The following is a 26,804-nucleotide window of genomic DNA, read 5'->3' as shown; positions in this document are numbered from 1 at the left end:
TAGACGCCGGATAATCAATTCCCGCAGCGTATTCTACAGCAAAATTCCTTGCCAGCGATCAGAATCGGCGGCGACAATCGCAGCGCCCAACGCCGCCGACTCGCGCGGCATGCTCGCCACGCGGCAAGGGATTCCCAGGGTTCGAGTAAAGAATGCGGCGATACCCGGCGTCAGCGCGAGACCGCCGCAGAGCAAGACGCCTTGTTGGGCGAGATCGCCGGCCAGCTGCGGTGCTAGCGGTTGAATCAGTTCACGAATCCCCTGGGCAATTTCCGTGAGCGGTTGTTGAATCGCTTCACGCAACTGCGGCGTCGTAATCTGGGCGGTGCGAGGCGCTCCGGTGATCCCATCCGAGCCATGGATTTCGAGCGCCGCTTCCTCTTCGCGCGAAGATGCAGATCCATATTCGATGCGCAAGGTGGTCGCCTGACTGAGCCCAATGCGGAGGTTGAAGTCGGTGCGAACTGCGGCGACGATCGCTTGGTCCAACATAGCGCCGCCGATCGGTAAACGGCGTTCGGCCACCACTTCGCCAAGGCAGGTCGCGACAACATCGGTTTGCACCGAGCCCATCTCGCATGTGCAAGCTGCGGTCGCCTCCAAGACTGGCGCGCCTCCGCCGATCGCCGCTGCCACGCTGCGTAAGATCAATCGAACCTGCGCCGCGCCTGCGCCCCGGAGTGTCGAGATCAATGCCGCGCGTTCAACCAGGGTTGTCCCGCTCGGAACCGTGCAAAGGACTTGGGGACCAAAGAACGAACGGTGTTTTGCGCACTTTTGCAAAAACTGTCGCAGCATCGCTTGGCAGATGCCCGGATCGGCGATGCGCCCGGTTGCAAGCGGATAGGAGACAGAGACTTCGCTGGGAGTTCGGTCCAGCAGCGCCTGTGCGAGCCGCCCGACGGCAGCGCCTTGGTGTAAGATTCGCCCGGTGCTGGTTTGAACGGCGGCGGCAGTTGGTTCGTCGAGGATTACACCTTCGTCGCTGCGACAGATAATCGTGCTGGCCGGGCCCAGATCGATCGCCAGACTTTCGCGCGAGAGCCGAAGCATGCCCGAATCCTTTCAGCGCAAGAAAAAAGGCTGGTCCAGATGGACCAGCCTTGATAGCTTACGAAATTTAGCGAGCAGCGCCAGCGCCAAACTAACCTAACCGATTGCAGACGGCATGCACGCAGCCGGTGCGATCGCCGTCACTGACGTAGCTTGCGAAACCTTCCACTGCGGGAAAGTGCCGAATCGATTCAGTTCGATAAACATCAGGATCGAGCCGATCAGTAACGCGATAAACGACAGGATCAACAACATCGTGTAGATGTTAATCTTTTGTTTAGGGGGATTACCCGAGCTTTGTGGAGACATAATCACCCTTCTTGATCTCGCCCTTGCGATATTCACGTTGGATTTCACCAACCGAACGATCGGGGCTCACTTTGCGAATAATAACCCGTCCGAGATACTGGTCGCCACGGAAAATGTCGAGCGTGTTTCCGACGCTCAGACCATCATCTTTGCCGATCGAAACTTCAATGAAGTTGTTGGCGCCGATGCTGGTCACGCGTCCATCCAACTTGGGCGGCACGCCATCCACGTTGGTAAACTCTGTCAGCCCGTTGGCATTGAGAACGCGCGTTGTCCGAGCGAGTTGAGCGGCTAGTTGGCCTTCACGTTCTTTCAGGCGATCTTCGTTGGTTTGCAGCGATTGGACGCGGTCACTGGTCGAAACGACGTTGGCGAACATCGCGTCACGATTTTGCAGCGCTGTTTGCAGCTTGGTTTCCAGCTCGGTATTACGCTTTTCAGCGGCATCGGCGATTTTGCTGGCTTGATCGAGCGCGGCGCTCTTTTGGTCCAGTTCTTTCACCTTTTGATCGAGCGAAGCTTGTTGAGTCGCCAACTGACGCTCAAGCTGCGAGCTGCGAACTTGGACGGCTGTCAGCGCAAAGCGACGAGCGGCCCGCTCTTGTTCAAGCTTTTGAACGGTTTCAGCCAACTGCTGTTCCAGCTCGGTTCGCTGTGACGACAGGGCTTGATTGGTGGTGGTCAGCGTTTTCGCTTCTTCCTTCCAGTTCTTGTGCGAGGCGTACACGGCGACTGAGAACGCCATGAACACGAGACTCATCACAAAGATGAGGACCGTGAAGATCTTGCCGATGAGGTTCATCGAATTCGACTCCTTTGTGGCTCACGCCCAACCCGAAAAAGGCCGCTTCGGGACGCGCCGCAGGCGCTACGAAAAGTGGAAGGGAACAACGACCGAAGAGCTTGACTGACGTTCAGCTGCAACTGCCGCAAAGGCATACGCCAAACGAGGATAAGCAATGCGGAAGTTGGGGAGATTACGCAAGTTGCAAGCCCAGTATAATTGTGGCCGTTCTCAAGTGTCAACAAAATCGACGCTGATCTTTAAACTAACAAGCCTGAAAATCAGATTTTGACTCTCAGGTCGGCGATTTGCCGTTCGATTTCGTGATAACTATAGATTACAACTCACCTTGCGGTCGGGCATTCTCTTGCTTCCCGCCGCCAAGTCACGGCATTCCGCCAGATCTTGCGGAATCTGACGTTGTAAAACAACCTTCTTTCGGAGACCGGCACCACCAACAAGGACTATTTTTGGCCGCTTCGCCGCCAGCGACCGAGGATGCCAATGCTCAGCAGGATCAAGGTCAACGCGCCGCAAGTTCCTGCCAACAGGTCTCCAAAACGCTGATAGATGGTTGGGGGAGCCGTATCGAGCGGAAGATCGACGACCAGCACTTTGGTTTGTTGCCGCGGCCCGATCGCCAAGGGGCGACCGTCACGATCGATCCAGGCCGAAAATCCGGTATTCGCCGCGATCAGCATCGGTTTCCGTAGCTCGGCTGAGCGAAACTGGGCGCTCAGCAAGTGGAGGTCCAAGATGCTCGATCCCCAAAACCAACCGTCATTCGTCAATGTCACCAGGATCTCGGTCTTGGTGGGATCGGCCACCGCCGCCGCATGCCGCCGTACCAGATGCGGCACCGTATTTTCAAAGCAGATGCAGGGAATCAAGCGAACTTGCTGGCCGACGTCGATCGCGACTGGACCAGCGCCCGGCGTTAAACCGCCGTGCATCGGCGTCAGTTGGTAAATCCAAGGGAAGACATTTCCCAGCGGCACGTACTCACCAAACATCACAGGATGCGTTTTGTCATAGCGCAGCTGCGGCGCCTGATCCAGCGGCACATAGAGTGCTGAATTAAAGACTTGCATCCCGTGCTGGCCAAAGCGAAGCGTCGAAGTCCCTAGCACCAACGGCGTTTGCCAGCGACGATTGGCCAATTCGTCGAGCATCCGAAGATAGTCGTCTCGAGAGCGGATCAGACGCTCGCGGTAAGCTTCGGCAGAAATATCCGCGCCTGGCGGAGCCGCGACCGCACCGTCAACTTCGATAAGCGCGTAGTTCCCCATGGTCGTTTCGGGCCACAAAATCAAATCAAGGTCGTCGCGCTCGCGGGTGACTTCGTCGGTGAGTTGAACGTATTGCTCAAACGTGCGCTGCGCCTGCGTTGGATCTTCAAACGACGTATCGATGGAACCTTGCACGAGCGCTACGGTCAGCGTTTCAGACGCCGGGCTTGCAGCAGTCCCAAGTTGTCGCCAACCATAGATCAGCGTTGCGATCAGCAGAATCGTCGCCGCCGTGATGCTCAGCAGTCGGTAGGAAAGTGAGGCGCCTGTCGGAGTCGGTCGTATCCAACGATCCAACATGCCGGCGTCCACAATCGCAGCCGCCAACAGTACGACGACAAAGCTGACGCCGTATGCTCCGACCAAATTAGAGATCTGAATCAGGGATAGTTGTGCTGCTTGCGTCTGTCCGATCATCCCCACAGCAAAGCCGGTCGCAAAGTGAGCACGGACGAACTCCCAGCCGACCCAGCAAGCTGGGGCGGCGATTGTCAGCGGTAGCTTGCAGCAATGGATCGCAGTTCGACAAGTTACAACAAACAGCGGCGTATACACGGCCAGGTAGCAGGACAGCACCGGCCAGCCAAACAGCCGCGTCGCCCAATGCGAGTTGCCGACTCCATAGAGCAGCGCTAGCCAAAAAATGGCGCCAGAGAGATAAAGCATTGCGTAGGCGCGACGCGGCAACCGTTGGACGCGAACGGCTGCGAGCCAGCCTACCGGCGCGATCCACGCCAACGGCCAAAGTCCGGCCGGCGGAAAGGCGAGATACAGGGTGATCGCGCTGAACATACTCCAACCGGCGACGCAGCGCAGTGACATCCCGGACGAAGCTGGTTTGTCGCTTGACTGTGCAGAATCATTCACGTGGCGGCCATCGTCAAAAGGAAGCAGCGGCAGAAGAGAGATAAGATAAAGGCTAGGCCGCCTGTTCGCTATGTCGGAGTGGGGTCAAGTTGCTCGATAAGCAACGTTTGACGCTGAATCGACGCCGATCATGCGCTGAAACATCGCGCTTTGATTCCAGCTATCCCAGGCTTCGATGATCTTGCCATCCGCGAAGCGAAACCAGGTGAGCCCGCGAGCTTGGATCTCGAGCCCGGTCGGTTTGAAACCAAAGCCATCGCCGTGATGATTGCCGACAAAATTCCAGCGAACGACTGTGGATTCACCTTCGACAATAATTTCCTCGATTTCAAGTTTCATATCGGGGAGTGCGGCCAAGAGATTATCACGGAACGACTTGAAAAGCTCCGCACTATTGATGTCGACACCAGATTCCAGGTGCCCAATTGCGTTCTCCGCCGCCAACTCAAAAATTGTATCATCGCGGCGCTGGTTCCAAACTTCTTCAAACCATCGATGCGCAAGCGCCTTGAGCTGTTCCATCTGCTTTCGCCCCCCAAGCTATGTCGATTTCAGAGAATCCTGCCAAAAAATTGCAGGTCTTTCCTCCAATACAGGCAATCGTACCACCACATTAGCCTGGCGGAACCTGCCTTTAGGGGAGTCTGCTAGAAAACTAGTCCAGCGACCCGATCCCCGGGCAGGTATTCGGCGTCACCCCCAGGAAATTGGAGTAATAAATCGGCTTCGGCCATGGCGGCGAGATCTGCAGAGCCTTGCCAGGCTAAGGGCGCGGCGGTTTGTTGGGCCACATTTACCCAGCGTGCGGGGAATAGCGTCGGGCGATCGCCGCGATGGAAAAAAGGTTCAGCGAGTTTCACTTCGATACTGCGAAGTTCGTTTTCGGTTCGGCCCGCTAGCCGTCCAATCGCGCGGCGAACAAATAATTCAAAGCAGACCAGACTGCTGACCGGATTACCCGGCAAGCCAAAAACTAACGTCGTCTTGCCGTTGTTGATTCGTTTACCAAACCAAATCGGTTTGCCCGGTTTCAATTGCACTTTGTGGAAGATTTGAACAACTTGCTGCTCGTCCAGAATTGACGGAACCAGATCAAGCACGCCGGCCGATACTCCGCCTGACAGGACCAGGATATCGGCTTCCAAGCCACTGGCGATCTTGTAGGTCAGTTCAGCATGGTCATCACGGGCGATGCCGAGATTAACCGAAGTTCCCCCCGCGGCCGCGATCTGTGCGATCAGCATCGGACCGTTGCTGTTCCGGATTCGCCCTGGTCCGGGGATTTCTGTCACATCGACTAGCTCATCTCCGGTGGAGAGAACTGCAACGCGAGGTGGAGGAATGACTGCAACCTGGTCGCGACCCACCTCAGCTAGAATGCCAACATCCAGCGGACGCAGACGCTTGCCGGCAGAGAGCACCTTTGCGCCGCGAGCAAGCGAACTTGCCTTGGGCATGATGTTCTTGCCTGGCGTGACGCCGGTTGCTTCGATCCGTACACGCGCCGCGTGGATCAACTTCGATTGCTCGATCATCACCACGGCGTCGGCGCCTGGGGGGATCGGAGCACCGGTCATGATTCGCGCCGCTTGAGCAGTACTGATTTGTTTGGTGGGGACTTTGCCGGCGGTAATTTCTTCGACGATCTCGAACTCGGCGACGCCAGAGACCAGATCGGCGGAAACAATCGCGTAGCCGTCCATCATCGCTTTGTCATGCGGAGGCGAGTCAATATCGCTGGCGACATCTTCGGCCAGCAAACAGCCGATGGCGTCGAGAGTCGCGAGTTGTTTGGCGGGAAGCGCGGTGGCGTTTTGATCGATCCGATCCAACGCTTCAGTGATCGAGAGCATTGCATCCCCTATGCCGCTTGCGGAGAAGTCATCTGCAAAAAGCGTTCGAGCATCTCGGTCCCCGTTTGGCTGAGAAAGCTTTCTGGGTGAAACTGCAGCCCTTCCATCGGCCAATCGCGATGACGAATCCCCATGATTTCTTTTTCGCCGTTGGGAAGAATACTCCAGGCCGATACCTCGAAGCCTGCCGGAAGCGTGTCAGGACGAATCACTAGGCTGTGATAGCGGGTTGCAATAAACGGGTTGGGCATCCCGGCGAACAAACCGTGGTTGTCATGGTGGATTTCGTCGGTCTTGCCGTGCATCAGTCGTTCGGCTCTGACAATAACTCCGCCAAACGCCTGTCCCATCGATTGATGCCCAAGACAGACGCCCAAGATCGGCAGCTTGCCTGCGAAATGCTGGATCGATTCGACCGAGATGCCTGCTTCCGTCGGCGTACAGGGACCTGGGGAGACAATTAGATGACTGGGCGCGAGCGCTTCGATTTCGGCAATCGTGATTTTGTCATTGCGGACGACGCGCAAATCAAGACCTGGGTCAATTTCCCCGAGTCGTTGAACCAGGTTGTAGGTAAACGAGTCGTAGTTGTCGATCAGCAAAATCATGGGCGCGTCGGTCGTAAGGGCGAATAAATCAGCGAGAAGCTGCCCGCCATTTTACGGCAATTGGCCAGAACCGACTACGCGTCGCGCTGGCGGCAGAAAGCGAGGATTTCGGCGGTGGTTGTCGGCAAACCGCTGGCCGGCGACTTGCCGGCTGCGGGCGGCGTTGCGTTCTGCGGGGTAACGGATGGTTCTTCCGTAGTGGAAACAGGCGGCGCAGACGCGGCCTTGTTCGCTCGGGCGGCAGCCAAAATGTCGGCGGTGCTTACCGGTTTAGGAGTCGGCTTCGCTTCGGCAGGTTCACTGCTTTCCTGTCGTTTGCCGCGTGCGGCGGCCAAAATATCGGCCGTGCTGGTCGGATTCGCCGGTTTCTTCGCTTCCGGCTGGGTGGTAGGAGCGGCCTCTTTTTTGCCACGCGCTGCGGCAAGGATATCGGCCGTGCTTGGCGCTGCTTGTTTTTTGGCGCGAGCCGCAGCCAGGATATCGGCTGTACTTGTGCTTGGCGCCGGTTGCTTCATTTCCGGTTGGGCGGGGGCAGCTGCTTTTTTAGCACGTGCTGCGGCTAAGATATCGGCGGTGTTTGGCGTCGCTTCTTTTTTTGCGCGAGCAGCGGCCAGGATATCGGCTGTGCTAGAACTTGGCGCCGGTTTCTTCGCTTCCGGCTGGGCGGAAGCGTCTCCCTTTTTGGCTCGTGCGGCGGCAAGAATATCAGCCGCGCTGGCGCCAGACTTGGCTGCAGAGTTGGGGACAGATTTCTTTGCGACCGGTTTTTTCTCGGTGGTCGGCTGGGGAAGTGGTTTGGGGACTACTTTCAGAAAATCGACATTGATGTCGTACCAGCCGATGTTATTCAGGCCATCGAATTCGACCAGCGCTCGCCCACTCATGTTCACCGTCCGAACGACGCCGGTCATGTTGGCGAAACGTTTCAATTCGGGGAGATCACGATCAACGACAACATACTTGTCCGTATATTCTCGTTTCAGTTTTTCGATGTGCTCAAAAACCATGGTCGAAGCGGGAACATTCATTCCATGGTGCAATTGGGCCATGGAGCGATAGGGCGGAACGACGATAACGCGGGGGGAATTTTACCAGTTTGCCAAAACAAACGGCACATCCATGATACGGCATCGCCGGATTGGCCGGAAGTAGATTTGAGCCGCGCCTGGCCAGGCAGCGACAACCAGCGGTCTATCGTCGCGGATTCGCTTCGGCGGCCGGCTGGGGGAGTTTTGCCAACTTGCCGGCGTATTCGGCTTGTTTGGCGGCATTCCCCTGGCTTTCGTACATCGTCACCAAGTTAGCGTAGGGAGCGGACAACGAGTCGATCTGGTTCTCACCGGCGTCCACTCCTTGTTTCAGGAGATTTGCGCCTTGTTCGGTTAGCGCCACACCCTGCTCTTGGCGACCCGATTCCCAGTACGAAACGGCCATGCTGGCGAGCGCTTCGCCCCGTTGCCCCATCGCGACTTTGGCGAGATCGGCATGGGTGAATTGTTTCTCGGCGTCGATGTACCAACGGATGGCTTCGTCATGGTCGGCTTTGCTGACCACCTGGGCGGCTCCGACGCGAAAGTAGAAATTGCCTAACATCATCCGGTCTGAAATCGACAGCTGACGTGTTTGAGTCGCATGTTCCAGCAGTGCCGCAGTCTCGCGAGCAATCCGCATCGCATCGTCAAAATTGCCTCGGTTTTGTTCGATTGTCGCCGCTTGAATCAGCGCCCCGCTCATTTCCCACTCGATCACGGTTTGATACGAAGGATCACGCGTCTGTGACAATAGCTGACGGCCAATGCTTAAGATTGCGTCGACCGATTCCGTGGTGTCGTAATCCGATTCAAAGTAGTTGTGGGCGGCGATCGCTTTTTGCAAGCGAGCGAGTTCCACTTCACGCGTAAAGCCTTCTTGGTTGACTAGGTTGGCGACAAAGGCGTCGGTGCTGTCGATCCATTTAGGGACGGTTGACTCCCGGTTTTGCCATTGACCGGCCGCCAGATCGGACGCCACAGCGAGGTGAGCGTCGACCAAAGTCAACTTCGCCGCGCGACGTACTTCATCCAGTGGATTGCGAATTTCTTCCGCCGCCAGTTTGATCGCCATCTGATGATGGCCCAGCGCGGTGCGGACATTCTCACTAGGGCCGCGAGCAACCAAATCGCCCCATTGGCAATAGGCCCGCGCACGCACCTCTTTCGGTAGCGACACTTGTTCGGCCAGCGATTGGGTGACGTTTAACGCGTCTTCATACTGACCTAGTTCGGCCTGAATCAAAGCACGCGTGAGACGATATTCCGGTTTGGCGCCTACGCCCGACGCGGCGGTTTGCGCCGCGGCAAACGCGTCAGATAGTTGCCCCAGACGTCGCTTGAGGAGGGCGATCTCGTGCCAAGCCGAGGCGTTAAACGGTTCAAGTTTAACAGCGCTATTCAAGTCGGTCAGCTTCGCTTCCATCCGATCCGCCGGGTATCCTTTGGCGCGAATCAGATAAGCTTCGGCCGTCGGGCGTTGAATGACAACGCTTTCGACCAGGAACTGCCGCTCTTGCGGGGCGTAGCTGAACAGTGATCCCCGTTCGGGATAAACCAGACCGAGTAGTACGCCGAACTCGTCATGGACTTTCGCCCCTTCGCTCTCGACGATTTCCAATTGTTGGCGCACCTGATCGGCCGGCGTCGGTTTTGCTAGCACAAGAAAGAGCGTCTCGAGCGTGTCGTTTTGAAAAGTTGCTTCCGCTCGTTCAAATCCAACCGTGTTGAAGACCAGTAGTTTGCGCCCTTCCACAATCGATTGACTGATCGGCTCTCCCCACAACTCCACCAGTCGGCTCAGTTTCGTCTCGCCGGCGACCAAAGAGTTAATTCTGCTGGTCGGCATTGCGGCGGCCTTGGGCTCTGCTTGGGGCATTGCCGGCGCAGGCTGAACTGGGGCAACAACGGCAGGCTCGACTGGCTTTTCTGGTTGCGGAGCTGGCTTGGGCTTTACTTCATTGCCATCGAGAATCCGCGAGATTTTGAGCGGGCCGTCACTTTGCGGCTGTTTCTTCTTGGTGTCTGGGTATTTAGTTAACGGCGTTTTGATTCGCAGTTCTGACTCACCGCTGGTCGAAGCCTGCGGCAAGCGAGTGGGCGTGCTGAAGACGCTGGGAACTGGAGTCGGCGCAATATCTTCTTGATCCGAAGTGGTCGGCGCAGCAGCAGGCGTAGCTTCTTCGCTGCGCAAAGGCAACGAGAAATACGTCATAATAATCGCGAAACAAATAAGGCCGACTAGGCGGGTTTTCGCCGTGGACATGTCGAACTGTCCTCTAATGCAACTTTGGTCAATTCGCCCGTAACGGCTGGCGCACGCGACCGCCGGACGAGGAATAAAGCGGCGCGGAGTATACCTAGTCCCCCGCATTCGCCAAGATCAATTCCTGGCGGTGCTAGCAATTGCTCCAATGCCTGAAATTCTGCCTAGAGTGGCTGGGAGAAGAAATGAAGGTCCTCCACGAGGCTCGCGATCAAGACGCGACTCGTCGGCTGGACTAATCTTCTAGATCCAATCCCTGCGGCTGTGGCAGATCGTCAAGTGCGCTGAGACGGAACATCTCTAGAAAGCGATCGGTCGTCGCATAGGTCTTTTGCTTCTCTTTCCCTTTGCCGGTTCGCTCAAGCTTCAGCAGTTCGCGGCGTACTAATTGATTCAGCAGCGGACCGCTTGGTTTCCCTCGTAGCTTGTCGACTTCTTCGCGGGTGACGTTTTGGTTGTAGGCGACCAGCGCCAGCACATCGACCGCCGGCTGCGAGAGTTTCGCTTCTCGAACTTTGCCGTAGAACTTTTCTCGCAGCCGATTAAACTCGTCGCGCAAAGTCATCCGAAATCCGCCGCCCGAAGCGACAATTTCGTAGGGACAGCCCTCTTCTCGGTAGGCCTGGTTCAGCTCTTCGACCAGGTCAGCGATCTCATCAACCGCGACTCCCCGCATGCGAGCCGCCCCTTTTTCAGGGGACAAAGGAGCATTGTCGGGACTGCCGACAAACAGCATCGCTTCGAGAATCGTGCGGGGGGAAAGTTCGCACTCGTCCGGCTCTTCTTCGGTTGCTAGGACGCGTGCTACCGCGTCTTCGGACGACTCTTGCTCGGAGGCCGTTTGCGTCGTCTCTTCTTGGTCACCCCCCGCGTATGGCTCATCGCCCCCCATGGCGGCGGCGAAGGCGGCGCTTAGTTTCTCCAGCGACAACCCTTCGTCCAGGTCGTCGCCGAATTGCTCGTCGTCAGATTCGGGTTCGTTGCTCATCTGCGACTCTTGTGGCGGTTAGCCCCAACGCTTGGCGACTTCGCTCTTCATAAATGCCAAACTGTTACGAGCCAAATCAAGCTCGGTCGAAAACATCTTGCGCCAGATCTTCGTCGCTGCGGCGATTTCGGGCAAGGCGAGTCCAAAAGCTTCGACCACCATCCAGCCATCGTAGCCAACTTCTTTGAGCGCATCGAAGTTTGTATCCCAGTGGATATGCCCTTCGCCTGGCGTGCTGCGATCATTTTCCGAGATATGGACATGCGTCAGCATGTCGCTGCAATCGCGAATCGCTTGGGCGATATCTTTTTCTTCGATGTTTGAGTGGAACGTGTCGTACATCACTTTGCAGTTCGGGTGGTTCACTTCTCGTGCGAAGCGAGCCGAATCGCCGTGCGTGTTAAGCAGGTAGCATTCAAAGCGGTTGAGCGCTTCGACGCCCAGCATCACGTTCACATTGCCAGCATGCTCGGCGACCTGTCGCATCGAATCGACGCCCCACTTCCATTCGTCGGCGGAAGGACCATTGCCGCTGAACAGACCGATTGCCGAATGATACGGACCAACAAGCGTCTCGGCGCCCAGCGCCTGACAGCAATCAAGCGTCTGCTTATTCAGGCGAACCCCTTCGGCCCGGACTTTCGGGTCGGAGCTGATCGGGTTGTCTCCTTCGTTGCGGACGGTCACCGCAGTACAAGCCAGACCGAGATCTTTGATTTTCTCGCCGTACTTGCCCCACTTATCGACATCAAGATTGAAGAGCGGAATTTCCACACCATCGAAGCCCATCTCTTTCAAATTTTCGATCACCGGCAAGAGGCTCTCATCGGGATCGCCGGACCACAACAGCAGATTCATGCCGAACTTCATGGGTGTTCTCCAAGGACTTATCAAGACAAACGGGGCGGATCTAGGCAGAAGAGTCAGCAGCCGGGGAAAGCAGATCTTCAAAATGATCCGCAACGGCCGATCTCATCGCCGGTAATAGCGGCGCAAAGCCGCTCGGCAGTGCCGGTAGTTTGACGCGCTGCAGAACCTGATTCAAGCGGAGAGTCAGCTTTTCATCCTCTGCATAGTCTTCCAGGAAGCGGACTTCGAGAAATCGCTCGATGAACCAGGCCAAGCGGTCGCTACTGCGGGTCGCAATCTGATTGACGGCCGTTTCGACCTTCTGCGGCTCGATCTGCGCCAATGCGTCATAGTAGGCAGGCAGCAAGCCGGGATTGCGCTGCGCCAGTTCTGCGTCCAGGAGCAACTCGACCAAGATGTGCCCCAAAAAGCTGGGACGCAGGCCGTCGTCAGCGCCAACCTGGTCGCGAATCCAAATTGTGAAACGCCAAGAGAGCTCACCAAAAGCTTGCGTGCGATGGAACCAATCGTCGTCATGATGATGCTGCATCACACCGCGGGCTACTTCGGCAGTACAGCGGTCTTCGGCGTCGCAAAGTGGAAGCGCCCCTTTGGACCGGGCTCGCATTTTGCGATCCACGACGTTCAGCCAATCTGGGACGGCCGTGCCAGCCAGAAAGTAGGGCCGATCAAGAAACAAGCGGCCATGTGCGAAATAGTTCATACGCTGCTTCCTGTTCGCCCAGGCGAAGTTACGTGATGATCGCTTGCGGCGGAAAGCAGAGAATCGGAATTACCAAGGACGTAAAACCGACGATCCAGCGGACCGCGCCGATCTTAACGCGATCATCCGCGGTCGGCGGATGATTGGGGCCGATCAACAGCACCAGAATAAGCATCAAGATCCAGGTATAGCCGGCCCCCAAAGCCATCGCTGCCACCGCAGCGAAGATCACGCCCCAAGCCAGCACGCGCGACCATTTGCCAAACAGCGTGTAGGCGACATGGCCTCCATCCAGCTGGCTGATGGGTAGCATATTCAAGCCGGTTACCAATAAGCCAACCCAGCCAGCCATAAAAAAAGGATTGAGCTGCGACTGCGCCACGGGATCGCCAAAGGAATAACCGGGGACATGAAACCACGACATCGCCCAGGCCAAGCCAAGTGGAATATCCAGCGAATAGGGCGAGGGCGCCGTCTTGGTCAAATCGAGCTGCAGGATGCCGACATACAGCACCGGGATGGCGATAATCAAACCAGCGAGAGGGCCGGCCAGGCCAATATCAAACAACTGCCGGCGATTCGCCTTTAAACCGTCCATGCCGATCACGGCGCCCATGGTGCCGATGGGCGAGATGGGAATAGGGATAAAGTAGGGATAGCTGGCGTGGATCCGATAACGAACCGTCATCAGAAAATGCCCCATCTCGTGGGCGAACAAGATCGCCAGCAGACAGGCCATGTAGATCAAGCCGTCGCTGATACTCACATGTCGCAGCACCAGACGGATCCCTTCGACCAGCGGGTCTGAAAGGAGCGGATCATACTCGGCGTCAACCATTCCCCCCAGCAGCATCGTCGGTTGCCAGCGGGTCCAGCCGACAAAGAATGTCGAAAAGCAAGTCGCCACAAACAGTAAGATCGGCAGCACGACTCGACGCGGTCGAACAGGGCGCGACGACGCCGTCGCAGCTTCAGCGCGCGAAATCGCCGGGGTAGGCGTCACAGAATCATACGAGTCGAGCGTCTCGCGCTGAGTCGGTTCAGGGGGGGAGCTTTCGGTCATCACTGACATCTTAGCAAACTCGTCCGCCGCGGCGAGTGATCGATACCACCAAACTAGCGAGAGAAGTCATTCTCTAGCGCGTCTTGACCCAGTATCGGTCGAGAAATAGCTCTTGGAAGTACTTTTCGCCCAGCTCGCGATTGACCTCTAGCAGCATTCGTTTGCGAAACATGACCAATTCGGGATCTTCCAGTTCGACCGAATTCGCTTCGCGCGCCGTTCGCAGCACGCGGTCGCGCAGCCGTCTCTCACGGGCAGCGATCGCCGCTTGTGCCGCCGACAACTGCTCTGCTGATACCAGTCCGTATAGCGCAAAGTTGAACTTGGTCGTCGTGCCGGCTGTCGGGTCGGACATGCGGAAGCGGAAATCACCGATCTCTAGCTCAACCGGTGGAGCATCGGGGGGCTCGGCCTGGGCGACTTCGATCGGAGTTTCTTTCGCGCAACCAGAAACTAACGCCAACGCTGCGCAGCCAATCAACAGCAGATGTTTAATAGCGTTCGAGCGTAACATTGGTGAAAACGAACCTCTTGATCAAACTTGGCCCAATCAACTGATCCGAGAAGTCACGCAGTTGAGCTCGGACGAGCCGCAGTTCGGGGTCCGCCAGGTCAATCAAATTGGCGTTGCGGCACGTGCGAATCACTTCGTCCGATAGGCGCCCTTTTTTGGACTCTAAAATCTCGGTCACTTTTTCTCCATCGCTGGGATCCACCAAACAGTGCAAGTTGAAGTGGATTGCGACGCTGTTTTGATATTCATCCAAGTCGGGCATTCGAGTCGGATCATCCGCCGCCAGGACGGTGATTGAAAACTCACCCAACTCAATTTCGTCCCAGTTCACTTTCGCTTCGATCCAAGGTTCGAAGGTCGTGGGGCCGGGCTTACTCGATCCGCAACCAAATGCCGAAGCCAAAGCGGCTAGGCACCCGATCAGCCATAACAAATTGTGCAGCGAAAAGCTAAGCATGACGTTCTTTAGCAAAGAGAAGAGAGAAGAGATGCTACGAATGTCGACATCGAAATATGGATCGTAATTTGGTGATGGGAAATAGAAATTTCTGAAAAGGAGCGTTTGTGCCGATTGTTCTGGTTGCATCGTCCAGCGTTACGCTAACAGCGTTCTACATTAGAAAGGTAGTACGTAGTTCCTTGATGTTTGGGCGAAGACATGACACGAAGTGGAATCAAGATCGCCGCGATCTGTTGGCTGTTGGTCGCGCTCGGGTGCGGTGAAGTGCCGATGCAGTTTCGTGACGTTGAGAACCTGCCGAAGCCAACCGATCCGGCCGAGTTTGATTTGGGCACTTTCGATATCACGATTCCGCAAGACAAGACCAACAGCACGATCATGCTCGACTTTCACGCCTACGTGATTATGCCCAAGTATCAGCTCGAGCAATTTCAAGCCGAGTTCGCCCAGAAGCAGCACCGCATGCGCAATGGAATCATCCTCAAAATCCGTGAGTTCACTCGCTCGCAGTTAAACGAACCAGAGTTAGAGTCCGTGCGCAACGCGATCACAACCGGCGTTACCGAAGCGATCGCCGAACCGAAGATCAGCAACGTTGGCTTTTACCACTTCCGATTTTTGGAAGAGTAATCGCATTTACCGGCTACGAGGTAACCGGGGCTTGTTGATCGCGCAGATAGGCTTGACGCGCTAGCCCGCAAGCGCCCAGATAGCCGGCGTCAGCGCTGAGCGAAGCAAAGCGAATTGCCGTTTTTTTGGCCGGGACCGGAAATGCGCGACGCTTTACTTCTTCACGCACGCGTTCGATAAACATCGTACCTAGCGGCGAGTCGGCGCCGCCAAAATTGACCGCTCCTCCCAACACAACAACGCCCGGGTCGATGGTGTGCATCAGAGAGACGACGCCGATCCCGAGATAACGCGCCGTCTCCATGACGATGAACAGCGACAGTTCGTCGCCACGTTCAGCTTCTTCAGCAACCATCAGCGGAGTCAGCTTTTCACCTTTGTTCATTCTGGCCGTGAGCGAGCTTTGTTCCCCCATCGCCAGCGCTTCTTCCGTTCGTTTTACGATCGCCGTGCCGCTGGCGTACGCTTCCAAATGGCCGCGCTGACCCGTGGGGATTTGTCGAGCGTCTTCATTGAAGTCGATGATGATGTGGCCGCATTCCGACCCAAAGCTGTGGTCTCCTTCCACCAACACGTCATTGACGATGATGCCGCCGCCGACGCCTGTGCCCAGGGTCAGCAGAATCATGCTTTTGCATTCTCTTCCTGATCCCAGCCAGTATTCGCCAAACGCGGCCGCATTGGCGTCGTTGACCAGTACGACTGTCGAGCCAGTCTCTTCTTCCAAAGCATGCCGAATCGGAAAATGAAACCAGTGCGGCAGGTTGTGCGGCTCCATCGTCCGGCCGTTGACAATGTCGATCATGCCCGGCAAAGCCAAGCCGATCGAAGCGACGTCCGACATTGTGTGGCCGATATCAAACAGCATCGTCCGTAATTCGCTCGCGACACGCTGAATGGCCGCAGCCGGTCCATGCGATTCTTCGGTGGCAATTTTGTGATAGGCCAGCGTGCGGCCTTCATCGTCCACGAGGCCGATCTTGATATTGGTTCCACCAATATCCACGCCAAAGAAAAAAGGAGGAGTCGTCACGGAAGGGAATCGTCCAGATATGCTATTGCGAATTTGTCTTTAGGGACCGCAGCGGTCACCCTGTGGGACAAAATAACTATAGGCAAGCGGACGGCTGGTCACAATCGACAAAAAAAGAATCGAGAAAAGAGCTTAACCCAGCTCACTCATGCGCCGTCGAATCTCCGTGGAGGAAATGTCTGCCCTAAACAGCTCTGAGCTGACACCATCGCATAGTCTGCGCAAAGCCGTGGGAAGTTCGATCTGTTCAAGCGTGGTGAACTCCCCTTTCATTTGCCGTGGAAAGACGAGAAAGCGACAGTTTTGCTCGTTAAATTCACGGATCGCCGCATCCCGTTTTTTTTCTGAATCGTTGTAATACCGCGTGTCCGCGATCCGCACGATCGTATCGGCGCCCACCACAAAGGTCGCTTCGGGGAAGATTCTCGCTTTTTCTAAGAAGGTCGGCGCACGCGTCAACCAGCAGCGCTGGGGAGGTTCAAATTGTTCGACTCGCTCGGCCATTTCGCCAAAATCGAGCGGCGGCTTTTCGACGTTTTCGATCGAGATTTCATACTCGACCGGATGTCCCAAAATCTGTTCGGCGACTGCCGCCATCTCAAGATGACCTTCGTGCAGCGGATTAAACGCGCCCGGCATCACGGCGCCGGAGCCTGTGCTGGGAGATCCAGGCTCACCGGATCCGACGCAGGCGCGAATATCGCCCTGCAGCAGTTCTCTCCAGCTTGGCTGGGCCCGATAGACGGTTTCGTCGATCTGCTCTCCCGGCAGTAGGCTCAGTCGCAGCGTTTCGGTCAGACCAGCCGCCGCGGCCAGTCGATCCAAGATTAACTCTGCCGTCAGTTTTTCTTCTTCATCGCGCGTCCGGGCTTCTTTGGTAAGCACCAGATTGGCCACGGTGGTCGCTTCCGGCGTTTGGATCGCCAGATGAACCCGATGCGGACCTTTCTTCGCTTGATGCGATTTCAGGCTGGCGGTGCAGCCGACACCCATCAACGGCGGTTTTTCGCCGGTGGCCAGGCCAGAGTCCGCCGCTTTTTGCCACAGCTTTCGCGCTCGCAGAAAAGCACTAACCGCCATCGCGCGGGCGGTCTCTTCGCTGCAGTATTGATCGGGCGCACGCTTCAGCAGGTCCGACAAGGCGATCGCAGAATAGGGAACGGTCGCTTCTAGCAAGGTTTGCGACGCACCGGGAACTTGCAGCAAACGGCTGATCGCCTCGCTGCCGCCGCCGGTGACCGCGATCACCAGTTGATTGGGGGCGAGATGTAGCTGACGAATTAGTTGGGTGGGCTGAACGTAGGGCACAACGCTGGCTGCCTGGGGCGCGAGATGAATGATCTCTCTTTTATCTATCGTAAGATGCGAAGCGTGCGATCGCCAACCCAGGTTCTGTGGTTTGCAGCGCGAAATATCACTCCCCTATCTTGGTTCCGCTCGCTGAACGCATTGTTGGGCGACAGATAGAGAGTCAGGCAATGCGTCTCTAGTCTTCATGTATCGTCCCTCGGATATCGGGTAGCGGTGTACATTTTGCAAGCAATCTCTCTCACCCAGGAGGCAATTCAATTTGGAGAGCCGCAGCCCGAATTCAGACGGCGGTTGGGCAAAAATTTGTCGCACCTCAGGATAAGTTGTCGCGAATTGGATTCCCGCAGTGCTTTCCGTGCTTGGCTCGATCACTCCCCACCTTTTGAAATCGAGCATGGGGGGCATGCAAGCAAACGAGAAAATGATTCTTGAAAAATTAGAGCATCCGCACCGTACGCCCAGCGGTCGACCGCTAGCACTGGCAAGTCCAGTTATTCTTGCAAAAATCTTTTGAACAGACACCGAATTTCGGCCGGTTAAAACGGTTGTAACAGGAAAGCTGTCGGGATTGTAACGATCGCACACGTCGCGTTCTCAGAACTGCTGGAAATCTGCCCCGGCAACCGCACTCGAAATCTTGAAGCAAAATCGGTTGTTGTTAAAGTCATGAAGAACGTGCAACACGAAGCGTTTTAATTGAAGTTCGCCTGGCTGTTTTGATGAAGGCCTGCCCACTGTGAGAATTCGCCGCCCGCACCCGGATGAAGTCGACCAACTGCTCCTCAACGCGCAGCTGCGTGATGAGTTGGAGCCGTATTTCGATGAGTCGATCGCGTGCCTTGATAACGGACGCGTTCCGTTGCATGTAGAAAACGAATTCCTGACCGCAATCTTGGCTTGGGAACGTGCTCCGATATTGCCGCTAGGCGAGTGGTTTTCCCCTCCCCTACAGCTCCATTCGCCTGAATCGCTATCCGATGAAGAAATTCATACGCTGCTGTGGAATGCGATTCAAACGCTAGCATCCAAGCGAATCTATCTCGACTTCACCGATCACCTCAGCGATCGGCAGCTCTATTGCATCTTGAAACGCGACATTTTGACGTCGTACGAAAAGATGGTTGACTTGCCGTCTCACACGCTCTCGTTCAATTGTGCTCCGCCCGACGATGATCCAGAAGTTTGGCTGCGGTACTACGCCAGCGAAGAAGAACGCAGCGGTTGGGAAGAAGAGACTGGGCAGTCGCTCCCTCCCTTGCAGTCTTCGCCGTTTCCGCGAAAACTGCCGAAGAGTTCCGCCTAGCTAGCAGCCTGTTGATTTTCTCAACCGTCTGCTACCCGATTACTTCTTTAGGATGCTTGATTCTGGCGCCGTCGCCGCACGAATTGTCGGCGTCTCAGCCGCTTCGTTAGCAGCTGTCGCCTTGGGTTCGGGAAGCGAGAGCATCTCGAATCCCGAGGCAAAATTGCGATCGGCTTCAGCGAACTTCTCGGCTAGGCTGGTTTCAAGCGTGAAGACGATCGAATAGCGACGTCCCGAGTCATCCGAGAACAAGTAGTAGATCCACTCGATCGGCATGCTTTCGGCAACGCCGGTGGCGGTCACGCGTAGTCGACGCAGTCCGTTAGAGGTAACCCCTTCCGACGCATCGGCGAACTGGGCGAAGTTCTTGCCAAGCGACGTCTGCACTTCTTGCTGAAAGGCTTCGAGCGTCATCTGTTCGCCGGCCTTCATGTCACTAATCCGAGTGACATTGCACTGAGCGATCAGGTCTCCCTGCTTCACGAGGCGGAAGATCGATTGCTTGGCCGTTTGGCTCATCATGGTCCAGTCTCGTTCCAGCAGCAACGCGAAGCCGGCCTCTTTTGACTCGAAGTCCAGCAGCATTTTGCCGGCGTTGGGGGTCAGGTCGAGTTCAGCCAGCTTGGCGTCTTCAAGGGAACTGACCGGCGACTCAACCGGTTGCGCCAGCATTCGGATGACGGCTTTGACTTTGAAGCCAGGTGCGTTGTGTGCGATGGCACGATTCTCATCGATGGCCGCGGCGACCCATTCGACCATCTTGCTTTGGAGGTTGAAGTTGACCTTGGCTTTGATCGTCAGATCGGTCGCGACACCGCCAGCAGCGCCAGCAATGGTGCCGCTAATATCCATCTTGGCCTGGGTGTCGGTGATCTGAATAAGCTTGCCTTTGACATCGTTTTGCGAAACGGCGTCAAGCAAAAATAGTTCTGCCAAACGATCGTTGCTGAAAGTCCATTCGTCTCCGACTTTGACCTGCTCTTTGGGCAGGAAGTGCGATGCTAGCAAACTGCTGCACTGGACATTGATCAGATCGCATTCGGCTCGATTGAAATATCCTTCGGGAAGAAACAGATTCTGGCGTCCTCCGTCAAGATCGGAGGCAACCAAGGATTTGGAAGCAGGGAGAGTCGTCCGCTCAGCTTGGCCGTTCAGCTTCATGTCGGCCCACGCTTCGTCATACTTGCGGATAGCCGTAATTGGGGAGTCTGCCCCCAGGATTCGCTCGTCATATTGAAGGGTGCCGGTGAGAGCCATGGGAAATTCGCGGACTTTTGTTCCGTCAGAATTAACGCGAACGGTTCCCTCGACCTCCATAACTACTTTGACGACATGGTTTTGGGCGTCGGGACTCACCTTCATCAAGACGCTTTGTTCGGCGGCTGCACAAAATGCCGGGACAAAAAAGGAAAGCGAAACGAATAGTGCGTGTCGTGCATCGAAGTTCATGTAACGAGATCCCAATGGTCGCGCGAGAAAAACGGCTTCTTCGGAAAGATCGTCAAAATCGGGCTTCCAAGTCCAGCCGATTGGGAGGGATGTTGGGGTTGAAGCTACGGTTGACCGAAATGGAGCTGTGAGATAGCCAACCAACACAAAGTCCGAAATTGACGTAAAGTTAATTCAGGCGATTGTTTAGCGGTTGTTGCCTTCACGGCTCTTTTCTCGGGTTTCCCATATCCCAATCGCGAACTTGAAAAAAAAGGCGAACAATTAAGCAACCTTTTTGCACCTATCTGCGTATAAACCAATGAACTATTAGCAGACGAATAGTCTTGGGGTTCACTAATAAAAACAGGGTGAATTTTCAATTCTTTTTAGCTGCGGCAAGCATTTCGACAGAAAGAGGCCCCTGCTTTGCAGGTTTTCAGTCCCAGTGCTTGAGTGACGTGCGTCCGGGAAGGACGCTGCACCCCCAAAGTCCGACGCGTGCGAGTTATTCGCAGGGATAGTCGCCGTTGGCACAGCTCACCTAGTGAGGGACACCGTGAATACGAACTACAAATCTGAAAGCATGCGGCGTTTTCGCGACCAACAGGTTCGATTCGCCCCGCGCGACAAAAAGATGGATCAGGCCAATCGGGCCGAACGCCTACTCGGCGAAATCGATCCGACAAAAACCTATCCCTACGAATATCTCTATTTCCGGATTACTGATTTCCGACCGGATGACAATCCCAAGGGAACCGTTGAAGGAAAAGAGACGGCGCACGATCTGCGGCTGTTCGTTGAAGATCTCTCTGACTCGGCTGACATTCCAGTTGAATTAGCGGGAGAAGAAGTTCTGACAGTCGAAGAGCTAAGCCGTAAGTTTAACGTCTCGACCAAGACGATCTCTCGTTGGCGACAACAGGGGCTCGTGAGCCGTCGGTTTTTGTTTGAAGGTCGCAAGCGAGTCGGCTTTTTGAAAAGCAGCGTCGACCGTTTCGTTCGGACTAACGCCGATCGGATCGAGCGTGGGCGCCAATTTAGCCAGCTCACCGATGGCGAAAAAGACGAGATCATCGAGCGTGCCCGACGACTGGCTCGAGCCGGCGGTGGGCCTTCGGAAGTGGCTCGCCGCATCGCTTCGCGGATGAATCGCAGCGTCGAAACGATTCGATACACCTTGAAGAACTACGACGAAAAGAATGCCGAAACGGCCGTTTTTCCTCGCTCGACTGGACCGCTCAGCGACGACGCCAAGGAAGGAATTTTCCAAGCGTTTCGCGATGGGGCTTCTGTTGATCGTTTGGCCGAACGCTATCATCGCACCAAGAACAGCGTGTATCGCGTTGTGAATGAAGTGCGGGCCAGCCACATCGAAGAACTGCCGCTAGACTGCATCTACAACGAAGTGTTCGACGATTCGAGCATGGAAGAAACGATCCTGGGTCCACTGCCGGTGGCCGAAACGGCGACTCGCCGTACCCGACCACCAGCCGGATTGCCATCTTACTTGGCCTCGCTGTACGAAGCTCCGTTGTTGACTCGCGAGCAGGAATATCACCTGTTCCGTAAGTTCAACTACCTCAAGCATCAAGCGGCTAAGCTGCGTGAGACGATTGAAACCAGCAAGGCCAAGGCGAGCGTGATGGACGAGATTGAGCGCTTGTACGACAGTGCGGTCGAGGTGAAAAACCAGATCGTGCAGTCGAACCTGCGTTTGGTCGTCTCAATCGCTAAGCGTCACTTGGGCGCCGCCGATGAGTTCTTTGAACTGGTCAGCGATGGCAATATGTCGCTCATTCGAGCTGTGGAAAAGTTCGATTACTCGCGTGGGAACAAGTTTAGCACGTACTGCAGTTGGGCGATTATGAAGAACTTCGCACGGACGATCCCGGTCGAGTTCAAGCATCGCGATCGATTCCGCACCAGCTTGGACGAACTGTTTCAAGGGCGGGTCGACACTCGCAGTGATCAGTACGAGCAGGAAGCGATGCAGCAGCAACGCGAGCGTCAGATTCAGCGGATTTTGAATCGGCTTGATGAGCGAGAGCAGAAAATCATCATTCGCCGATATGGCCTTGACCATGATCACGAACCGCAAACGCTTAAAGAGGTGGGCGCCGAGTTGGGCGTTACCAAAGAGCGGATTCGCCAGATCGAAGCCAGGGCGCTCAACAAGCTGCGAGTCGCCGCCCAGGAAGCGAAGCTTGATATTCCTGAAGTGAACTAACGTCATCGACGGATTCACTTTCGGTAGACAAAAAAGCCAGAGATTTCGATCTCTGGCTTTTTTTATGATAAATCAATGGCCTGAGTTGGCGTTAATTGCGGGGGCGAAATTTGGACCGGCTCGATTTCAATCAATGAAAAAGGTGGATTTAGGCTGCTGGTATAGCAAATTCCCAAGAGCTGCGCCGACAATGCTCACTTCATCGTAAGCCGGCGAAAAGCATGAAAACATCATCTGTTTGCGACACGTAGACAATCCATTTTTTGTAAAATTCTCTTCCAGAGGCTGCACGTATCGGGCGAGATAGCGAAATATGCCGAGACATGCGCCAGGCAAGCTGTGTCGCTGAGCGAGAGGGTTTTCTCAGGATTCGCCTGGCAAGGCAAGAAGGACGATCAGAGCTTTGCTGGAGAGGTGGTCAGCAATGCAAGTTGGCCGGTAAGAAACGGTAAATTACGGCGACTCCTTGGAGATTGGTCCAAAGCGTCGATTTAGTTGGATTCGAATGAACCTCCCGCAGAGAGAATTTCTCTGGTAGAAGGAGGGGTTAAAATGGACTGTGAGATTGCCGATTTGGTAAAGCAGGAAGGCTGAAATGCGGTTGCGAGGATTTCCTCGTGATTTTTTGGTGACGAGCAGCCATAGGCGACTTGCGGGCTTGGCCCGAGTCGGTATATTAGTCTGTTTTCGATTATAGCCCGACTAACGGGCTGGCGTAGCTCAATTGGCAGAGCAGCTGATTTGTAATCAGCAGGTTGTGGGTTCGACTCCCTCCGCTAGCTTCCGCGATGCGGCTTTTGTACTCATGCGAATCCTCGCCGGCCTTCGGGCGGGCGATTGTTGTGGTAAAAAGCAGCGATAAAAGCGTGAGGTGTAGTGTTAAGTGCGGGGGGTTTCCCGAGCGGTCAAAGGGGACAGACTGTAAATCTGTTGGCTATGCCTTCACAGGTTCGAATCCTGTACCCCCCACTTACAAAAAAATGGCGTCAAACGGCTTATGCCCGCTGGCGGAATGTGGTTGTAAAAGGTGACAATGGCGAGGATCCCAACTGTCGAAAGATAAGCGGGGGTATCGTCGAGAAAGATTGCGGGTGTAGCTCAATGGTAGAGCAACAGCCTTCCAAGCTGAAGACGAGGGTTCGATTCCCTTCACCCGCTTGGGCGGCGCCTAGCCGCAGTTCAGAGAGGACGCGTAGTTCTCTTTGGAAAACCTGTGGCGATCATGCGCACACCGCGTATGTCGCTGCTGTAGCTCAGTGGTAGAGCACTTCATTGGTAATGAAGAGGTCATGGGTTCAAGTCCCATCAGCAGCTCTTCGCTAGTTGTTTATTTCCGCTCGCTCCAAGTTTGCACTGATTCAGTGGGGATTACGAAAGACAAAGAACATGGCCAAGGACGTATTTCAAAGAACTAAGCCGCACGTCAACGTCGGCACCATCGGCCACATTGACCATGGCAAGACCACCACGACCGGCGCTATTCTCGCCGTTCAGGCGGCCAAGGGTTTGGCGAAGAACAAAGCGTACTCCGAAATCGCCAAAGGCGGTACGGTTCGTGACGCGACCAAGACCGTGACCATTGCGGTCGCGCACGTCGAATATGAAACCCCGAATCGTCACTACGCCCACATTGACTGCCCGGGCCACGCTGACTTTGTGAAGAACATGATCACCGGCGCCGCCCAGATGGACGGAGCGATCCTGGTCGTTTCGGCTGCAGACGGTCCGATGCCGCAGACGAAGGAGCACGTTCTGCTGGCTCGTCAGGTCGGCGTGCCGTACGTCTGTGTGTTCTTGAACAAGTGTGACTTGGTCGACGATGAAGAGTTGTTGGACCTGGTCGAGTTGGAAGTCCGCGAACTGCTCAGCAAGTATGAATTTCCTGGCGACGATTGCCCGGTCATTCGTGGCGCCTCGCTGCCGGCTTACAACAATCCGACCGATCCGGCTGCCAGCAAGTGCATCACAGAGCTGATGGAAGCTCTGGATAGCTACATTCCGGAACCGACTCGCGAAGCCGATAAGCCGTTCCTGATGGCGATCGAAGACGTGTTCTCGATCGAAGGTCGTGGAACGGTTGCCACTGGTCGTATCGAACGCGGTATGGTCAAGGTTGGCGAAGAAGTGCTGATCATCGGTTTGAACGACGCCCCGACCAAGACCACGGTCACCGGCATCGAAATGTTCAATAAGATCCTGCAGGAAGGTCATGCGGGCGACAACGTCGGCTGCTTGCTCCGCGGCGTGAAGCGTGAAGATATTTCACGCGGCCAGGTGCTTGCCAAGCCGGGTACGATCACCCCGCACACCAAGTTTGAAGCCGAAATTTACTGCTTGTCGAAGGAAGAAGGGGGCCGTCATACGCCGTTCTTCTCTGGGTATCGCCCGCAGTTTTACTTCCGCACCACGGACGTGACCGGCACCGCCAACTTGATCGGCGCCGAAATGTGCATGCCTGGTGACAATGTTCGCATCGAAGTCGAGCTGCACAAGCCGATTGCGATGGACGACGGCGTACGCTTCGCAATTCGCGAAGGCGGCCGTACCGTTGGTTCGGGCGTTGTTACCAAGATCCTCGCCTAAGAGGCTAGGGTAAAGATTTTGCGGTGCCCGGCCCGGAATCATGGGTCGGGTAACCGCTGTTTAGGGGCGTAGCTCAATTGGCAGAGCGCTGGTCTCCAAAACCAGAGGTTGAGAGTTCGATTCCCTCCGCCCCTGCTTTCGTCGGTTGATTTTCGGCCTACCGCCTTTGATCGATTCGTCGTTCCACTAAATCAAGTCATCGTCGCTGGCTCGGCCAGTGACGTTTTAGGAAGAAAGTCACGCAGCGATGGCAAAAGAGAGAGCCGCCGCTACCGCCGGAAACTTCGTCCAAGAGTTGGCTCAGACCGGACGCTATAAGCGTTCGCAAGGTCGGACCGCTCGGCAGGCGACAATGCTCGCAATGTGGGCCTTGGTCGGCGTTGCAGCATGGCAGTTGTTCGACGTGTTGCGCAACCAGGGTCAAGAACGCTGGGTGCAAGTTGGCGTACCTGCCGCTTTGGTGATTGCTGGATTGTGGATTGCTTATCGCATGATCAACTGGCCGGTGTTTGCCGACTTTCTGATCGCGGTCGAGGCGGAAATGAATAAGGTGTCTTGGCCTTCACGGGCTGAGTTGATTCGTGCCAGTATCGTGGTGATCCTTTTTGTGTTCGCCCTGGCGGCCGTGCTGTTTGCGTATGACGTGTTTTGGCAGTATGTGCTGAAGCATTGGATCTCATTCCTGCGTTATGCATTTAACTAGGGTGTTACGCACTTAACTAGCGTGGCGATAGGCCAAGGATTTAGCTGTGGATAACGAGTCGAAAAACGAGAACGAAATGCCCGCTGAGGACGTGACCGCCGACGGCGCAGCGCCGGAAGCGGCAGAGTCGTCCGACGCGCCGCAGTCTGAGCATGCAGAAAACTTGTCCGACGATCCCTCTCGATCTGATTCCTCGGAAGCCGACATGGCTGAAGTGGTCGTTGGTGGGGAAGCGTCGGAAGAAGCAGTCGTAGAAGAGCCGCAGAAACCCGTTCGTCCAAAAAAAGGACGCAACCGTGGTCCGCTCGAGCTGATTGAAGAAGAGGAAGAGGCGGCGGTCGAAGTTGGCGAGATGGATTGGTACATCCTGAAGGTGCAGAGCAATCGCGAAAAGTCGATTTGCGCAAACCTTTGGAGACGCGTCAAAATGGCCGGGCTAGAGCCCTTTTTTGACGAGATTATGGTTCCGACCGAGGATATCGTCGAGTTCAAAAACGGCAAAAAGAAGATTACCAAGCGTAAGCTGTACCCCGGTTACATTGTTGTCCACATGGCGATCAACGATGATACTTGGTTTTTGGTACGCGAGACCGGCGGAATCGGCGACTTTACTGGCGCCGCAGGAAGACCGACTCCGATGCTGGCGCACGAAGTAGAGCGAATCACGAAGAAGGTTGAAGACGAAGAAGCGGGCGAAGAGCCGGTCAAAACCAACATCCGCTTCAAGTTGGGAGACCATGTTCGGATCACCGAAGGAACCTTCGAGAACTTCGAAGGCGATGTCGATGGAATCGACGAAACGAATGGCCGCGTCACGGTCATGATCAATATCTTCGGTCGGACGACTCCGGTCGAGATGGAACACTGGCAAATGGAGCCGGTGTAACCATTGCGAGTCGTTGGCCTGTCGACTTCTCCAACTAGTCGT

At 55.6% G+C, this 26,804-nt stretch carries 24 protein-coding genes and 5 tRNA genes; 11 read left to right on the top strand and 18 right to left on the bottom strand.

The features are described 5' to 3' along the window. Positions 1 to 33: 33 nt before the first annotated feature. The 15 genes from SH421x_RS23595 to SH421x_RS23525 form a co-directional block, all read right to left on the bottom strand. The gene (locus SH421x_RS23595; RefSeq protein WP_488852468.1) at positions 34 to 1,053 is read right to left on the bottom strand and encodes a rod shape-determining protein; all 1,020 of its coding nucleotides are present in this window, start codon (positions 1,051 to 1,053) and stop codon (positions 34 to 36) included. 96 nt (positions 1,054 to 1,149) lie between these two features. After that, entirely contained in the window at positions 1,150 to 1,362 is a 213-nt protein-coding gene (locus tag SH421x_RS23590) for a hypothetical protein (RefSeq protein WP_488852467.1), read from the bottom strand. Further along, positions 1,340 to 2,164, bottom strand: a complete 825-nt coding sequence (locus SH421x_RS23585; RefSeq protein WP_488852466.1) for a hypothetical protein — start codon at positions 2,162 to 2,164, stop codon at positions 1,340 to 1,342. Before SH421x_RS23585 ends, SH421x_RS23590 begins: the two co-directional genes overlap by 23 nt. Before the next feature lie 446 nt (positions 2,165 to 2,610). Beyond that, positions 2,611 to 4,302 (bottom strand): apolipoprotein N-acyltransferase, encoded by a 1,692-nt coding sequence (gene lnt, locus SH421x_RS23580; protein WP_488852465.1) that lies wholly within the window; start codon positions 4,300 to 4,302, stop codon positions 2,611 to 2,613. Positions 4,303 to 4,386: 84 nt separating this feature from the next. Continuing rightward, on the bottom strand, positions 4,387 to 4,824 hold the full coding sequence (locus SH421x_RS23575) for an ester cyclase (RefSeq protein ID WP_488852464.1): 438 nt from the start codon (positions 4,822 to 4,824) through the stop codon (positions 4,387 to 4,389). Between the two features lie 125 nt (positions 4,825 to 4,949). After that, positions 4,950 to 6,155, bottom strand: coding sequence for a molybdopterin molybdotransferase MoeA (locus SH421x_RS23570; RefSeq protein ID WP_488852463.1), 1,206 nt, complete (start codon positions 6,153 to 6,155; stop codon positions 4,950 to 4,952). Positions 6,156 to 6,163: 8 nt separating this feature from the next. Beyond that, positions 6,164 to 6,763 carry an anthranilate synthase component II gene (locus SH421x_RS23565; protein WP_488852462.1) on the bottom strand — a complete coding sequence of 200 codons (600 nt, stop codon included), beginning with the start codon at positions 6,761 to 6,763 and terminating at the stop codon, positions 6,164 to 6,166. Between the two features lie 74 nt (positions 6,764 to 6,837). Beyond that, positions 6,838 to 7,791 (bottom strand): hypothetical protein, encoded by a 954-nt coding sequence (locus tag SH421x_RS23560; protein ID WP_488852461.1) that lies wholly within the window; start codon positions 7,789 to 7,791, stop codon positions 6,838 to 6,840. A 163-nt stretch (positions 7,792 to 7,954) separates the two neighbouring features. Next, positions 7,955 to 10,057: a hypothetical protein gene (locus SH421x_RS23555; RefSeq protein ID WP_488852460.1), complete on the bottom strand. Its 2,103-nt coding sequence runs from the start codon at positions 10,055 to 10,057 to the stop codon at positions 7,955 to 7,957. 235 nt (positions 10,058 to 10,292) lie between these two features. Further along, positions 10,293 to 11,045 carry an SMC-Scp complex subunit ScpB gene (scpB, locus tag SH421x_RS23550; protein WP_488852459.1) on the bottom strand — a complete coding sequence of 251 codons (753 nt, stop codon included), beginning with the start codon at positions 11,043 to 11,045 and terminating at the stop codon, positions 10,293 to 10,295. An 18-nt stretch (positions 11,046 to 11,063) separates the two neighbouring features. Beyond that, the gene (locus SH421x_RS23545) at positions 11,064 to 11,915 is read right to left on the bottom strand and encodes a sugar phosphate isomerase/epimerase family protein (RefSeq protein WP_488852458.1); all 852 of its coding nucleotides are present in this window, start codon (positions 11,913 to 11,915) and stop codon (positions 11,064 to 11,066) included. A gap of 40 nt (positions 11,916 to 11,955) precedes the next feature. Beyond that, on the bottom strand, positions 11,956 to 12,618 hold the full coding sequence (locus SH421x_RS23540) for a hypothetical protein (protein ID WP_488852457.1): 663 nt from the start codon (positions 12,616 to 12,618) through the stop codon (positions 11,956 to 11,958). A gap of 28 nt (positions 12,619 to 12,646) precedes the next feature. Then, positions 12,647 to 13,681 (bottom strand): site-2 protease family protein, encoded by a 1,035-nt coding sequence (locus SH421x_RS23535; protein WP_488852456.1) that lies wholly within the window; start codon positions 13,679 to 13,681, stop codon positions 12,647 to 12,649. A 73-nt stretch (positions 13,682 to 13,754) separates the two neighbouring features. Further along, positions 13,755 to 14,195, bottom strand: a complete 441-nt coding sequence (locus tag SH421x_RS23530) for a hypothetical protein (protein WP_488852455.1) — start codon at positions 14,193 to 14,195, stop codon at positions 13,755 to 13,757. After that, positions 14,173 to 14,652 (bottom strand): hypothetical protein, encoded by a 480-nt coding sequence (locus SH421x_RS23525; RefSeq protein WP_488852454.1) that lies wholly within the window; start codon positions 14,650 to 14,652, stop codon positions 14,173 to 14,175. Before SH421x_RS23525 ends, SH421x_RS23530 begins: the two co-directional genes overlap by 23 nt. A 201-nt stretch (positions 14,653 to 14,853) precedes the next feature. Here SH421x_RS23525 and SH421x_RS23520 point away from each other — a divergent pair, with 201 nt between their 5' ends. Next, on the top strand, positions 14,854 to 15,285 hold the full coding sequence (locus tag SH421x_RS23520; RefSeq protein ID WP_488852453.1) for a hypothetical protein: 432 nt from the start codon (positions 14,854 to 14,856) through the stop codon (positions 15,283 to 15,285). Positions 15,286 to 15,298: 13 nt separating this feature from the next. Here the strand turns inward: SH421x_RS23520 and SH421x_RS23515 are convergent, their stop codons facing one another. Both SH421x_RS23515 and SH421x_RS23510 read right to left on the bottom strand, forming a co-directional pair. Beyond that, a complete protein-coding gene (locus tag SH421x_RS23515) occupies positions 15,299 to 16,318 on the bottom strand; it encodes an ROK family protein (RefSeq protein ID WP_488852452.1) in 1,020 nt (339 codons plus the stop codon). A gap of 132 nt (positions 16,319 to 16,450) precedes the next feature. Then, positions 16,451 to 17,626, bottom strand: coding sequence for a hypothetical protein (locus SH421x_RS23510; protein ID WP_488852451.1), 1,176 nt, complete (start codon positions 17,624 to 17,626; stop codon positions 16,451 to 16,453). 739 nt (positions 17,627 to 18,365) lie between these two features. Between SH421x_RS23510 and SH421x_RS23505 the strand changes: the two genes are divergently transcribed. Then, on the top strand, positions 18,366 to 18,932 hold the full coding sequence (locus tag SH421x_RS23505; RefSeq protein WP_488852450.1) for a hypothetical protein: 567 nt from the start codon (positions 18,366 to 18,368) through the stop codon (positions 18,930 to 18,932). 39 nt (positions 18,933 to 18,971) lie between these two features. Here the strand turns inward: SH421x_RS23505 and SH421x_RS23500 are convergent, their stop codons facing one another. Next, positions 18,972 to 20,381 (bottom strand): hypothetical protein, encoded by a 1,410-nt coding sequence (locus SH421x_RS23500; protein WP_488852449.1) that lies wholly within the window; start codon positions 20,379 to 20,381, stop codon positions 18,972 to 18,974. 538 nt (positions 20,382 to 20,919) lie between these two features. Between SH421x_RS23500 and SH421x_RS23495 the strand changes: the two genes are divergently transcribed. The 9 genes from SH421x_RS23495 to nusG all read left to right on the top strand — a co-directional run bounded on the left by SH421x_RS23495 (position 20,920) and on the right by nusG (position 26,762). Then, positions 20,920 to 22,590, top strand: a complete 1,671-nt coding sequence (locus SH421x_RS23495) for a sigma-70 family RNA polymerase sigma factor (RefSeq protein WP_488852448.1) — start codon at positions 20,920 to 20,922, stop codon at positions 22,588 to 22,590. Between the two features lie 709 nt (positions 22,591 to 23,299). Continuing rightward, positions 23,300 to 23,372: transfer RNA gene (locus tag SH421x_RS23490), tRNA-Thr, on the top strand. Between the two features lie 105 nt (positions 23,373 to 23,477). Next, positions 23,478 to 23,559: transfer RNA gene (locus SH421x_RS23485), tRNA-Tyr, on the top strand. A 118-nt stretch (positions 23,560 to 23,677) separates the two neighbouring features. Beyond that, positions 23,678 to 23,748: transfer RNA gene (locus tag SH421x_RS23480), tRNA-Gly, on the top strand. 84 nt (positions 23,749 to 23,832) lie between these two features. After that, positions 23,833 to 23,904 (top strand) — tRNA-Thr (locus SH421x_RS23475). A gap of 72 nt (positions 23,905 to 23,976) precedes the next feature. Beyond that, the gene (gene tuf / locus SH421x_RS23470; RefSeq protein ID WP_488852447.1) at positions 23,977 to 25,173 is read left to right on the top strand and encodes an elongation factor Tu; all 1,197 of its coding nucleotides are present in this window, start codon (positions 23,977 to 23,979) and stop codon (positions 25,171 to 25,173) included. 62 nt (positions 25,174 to 25,235) lie between these two features. Then, positions 25,236 to 25,308 (top strand) — tRNA-Trp (locus tag SH421x_RS23465). 112 nt (positions 25,309 to 25,420) lie between these two features. Beyond that, positions 25,421 to 25,876 carry a preprotein translocase subunit SecE gene (gene secE / locus SH421x_RS23460; protein WP_488852446.1) on the top strand — a complete coding sequence of 152 codons (456 nt, stop codon included), beginning with the start codon at positions 25,421 to 25,423 and terminating at the stop codon, positions 25,874 to 25,876. Between the two features lie 46 nt (positions 25,877 to 25,922). Continuing rightward, complete coding sequence (gene nusG, locus SH421x_RS23455) at positions 25,923 to 26,762, top strand: transcription termination/antitermination protein NusG (RefSeq protein ID WP_488852445.1); 840 nt, start codon at positions 25,923 to 25,925, stop codon at positions 26,760 to 26,762. Positions 26,763 to 26,804: the final 42 nt, after the last annotated feature.

The organism is Blastopirellula sp. SH421, from assembly GCF_057808535.1.
The sequence above is the reverse complement of the archived record's forward strand: the minus strand, read 5'-3'. Positions and strand labels throughout refer to the sequence as shown.

Bases quoted from the DNA above. Each gene is read 5' to 3' on its own strand.
- SH421x_RS23595 (WP_488852468.1), bottom strand. From the start codon at position 1,053: ATGCTTCGGCTCTCGCGCGAAAGTCTGGCGATCGATCTGGGCCCGGCC.
- SH421x_RS23590 (WP_488852467.1), bottom strand. From the start codon at position 1,362: ATGTCTCCACAAAGCTCGGGTAATCCCCCTAAACAAAAGATTAACATC.
- SH421x_RS23540 (WP_488852457.1), bottom strand. From the start codon at position 12,618: ATGAACTATTTCGCACATGGCCGCTTGTTTCTTGATCGGCCCTACTTT.
- SH421x_RS23520 (WP_488852453.1), top strand. From the start codon at position 14,854: ATGACACGAAGTGGAATCAAGATCGCCGCGATCTGTTGGCTGTTGGTC.
- SH421x_RS23570 (WP_488852463.1), bottom strand. From the start codon at position 6,155: ATGCTCTCGATCACTGAAGCGTTGGATCGGATCGATCAAAACGCCACC.
- SH421x_RS23545 (WP_488852458.1), bottom strand. From the start codon at position 11,915: ATGAAGTTCGGCATGAATCTGCTGTTGTGGTCCGGCGATCCCGATGAG.
- tuf (WP_488852447.1), top strand. From the start codon at position 23,977: ATGGCCAAGGACGTATTTCAAAGAACTAAGCCGCACGTCAACGTCGGC.
- SH421x_RS23530 (WP_488852455.1), bottom strand. From the start codon at position 14,195: ATGTTACGCTCGAACGCTATTAAACATCTGCTGTTGATTGGCTGCGCA.
- SH421x_RS23565 (WP_488852462.1), bottom strand. From the start codon at position 6,763: ATGATTTTGCTGATCGACAACTACGACTCGTTTACCTACAACCTGGTT.
- SH421x_RS23575 (WP_488852464.1), bottom strand. From the start codon at position 4,824: ATGGAACAGCTCAAGGCGCTTGCGCATCGATGGTTTGAAGAAGTTTGG.
- secE (WP_488852446.1), top strand. From the start codon at position 25,421: ATGGCAAAAGAGAGAGCCGCCGCTACCGCCGGAAACTTCGTCCAAGAG.
- SH421x_RS23585 (WP_488852466.1), bottom strand. From the start codon at position 2,164: ATGAACCTCATCGGCAAGATCTTCACGGTCCTCATCTTTGTGATGAGT.
- SH421x_RS23525 (WP_488852454.1), bottom strand. From the start codon at position 14,652: ATGCTTAGCTTTTCGCTGCACAATTTGTTATGGCTGATCGGGTGCCTA.
- SH421x_RS23555 (WP_488852460.1), bottom strand. From the start codon at position 10,057: ATGTCCACGGCGAAAACCCGCCTAGTCGGCCTTATTTGTTTCGCGATT.
- SH421x_RS23500 (WP_488852449.1), bottom strand. From the start codon at position 20,381: ATGAACTTCGATGCACGACACGCACTATTCGTTTCGCTTTCCTTTTTT.
- SH421x_RS23535 (WP_488852456.1), bottom strand. From the start codon at position 13,681: ATGACCGAAAGCTCCCCCCCTGAACCGACTCAGCGCGAGACGCTCGAC.
- scpB (WP_488852459.1), bottom strand. From the start codon at position 11,045: ATGAGCAACGAACCCGAATCTGACGACGAGCAATTCGGCGACGACCTG.
- SH421x_RS23560 (WP_488852461.1), bottom strand. From the start codon at position 7,791: ATGAATGTTCCCGCTTCGACCATGGTTTTTGAGCACATCGAAAAACTG.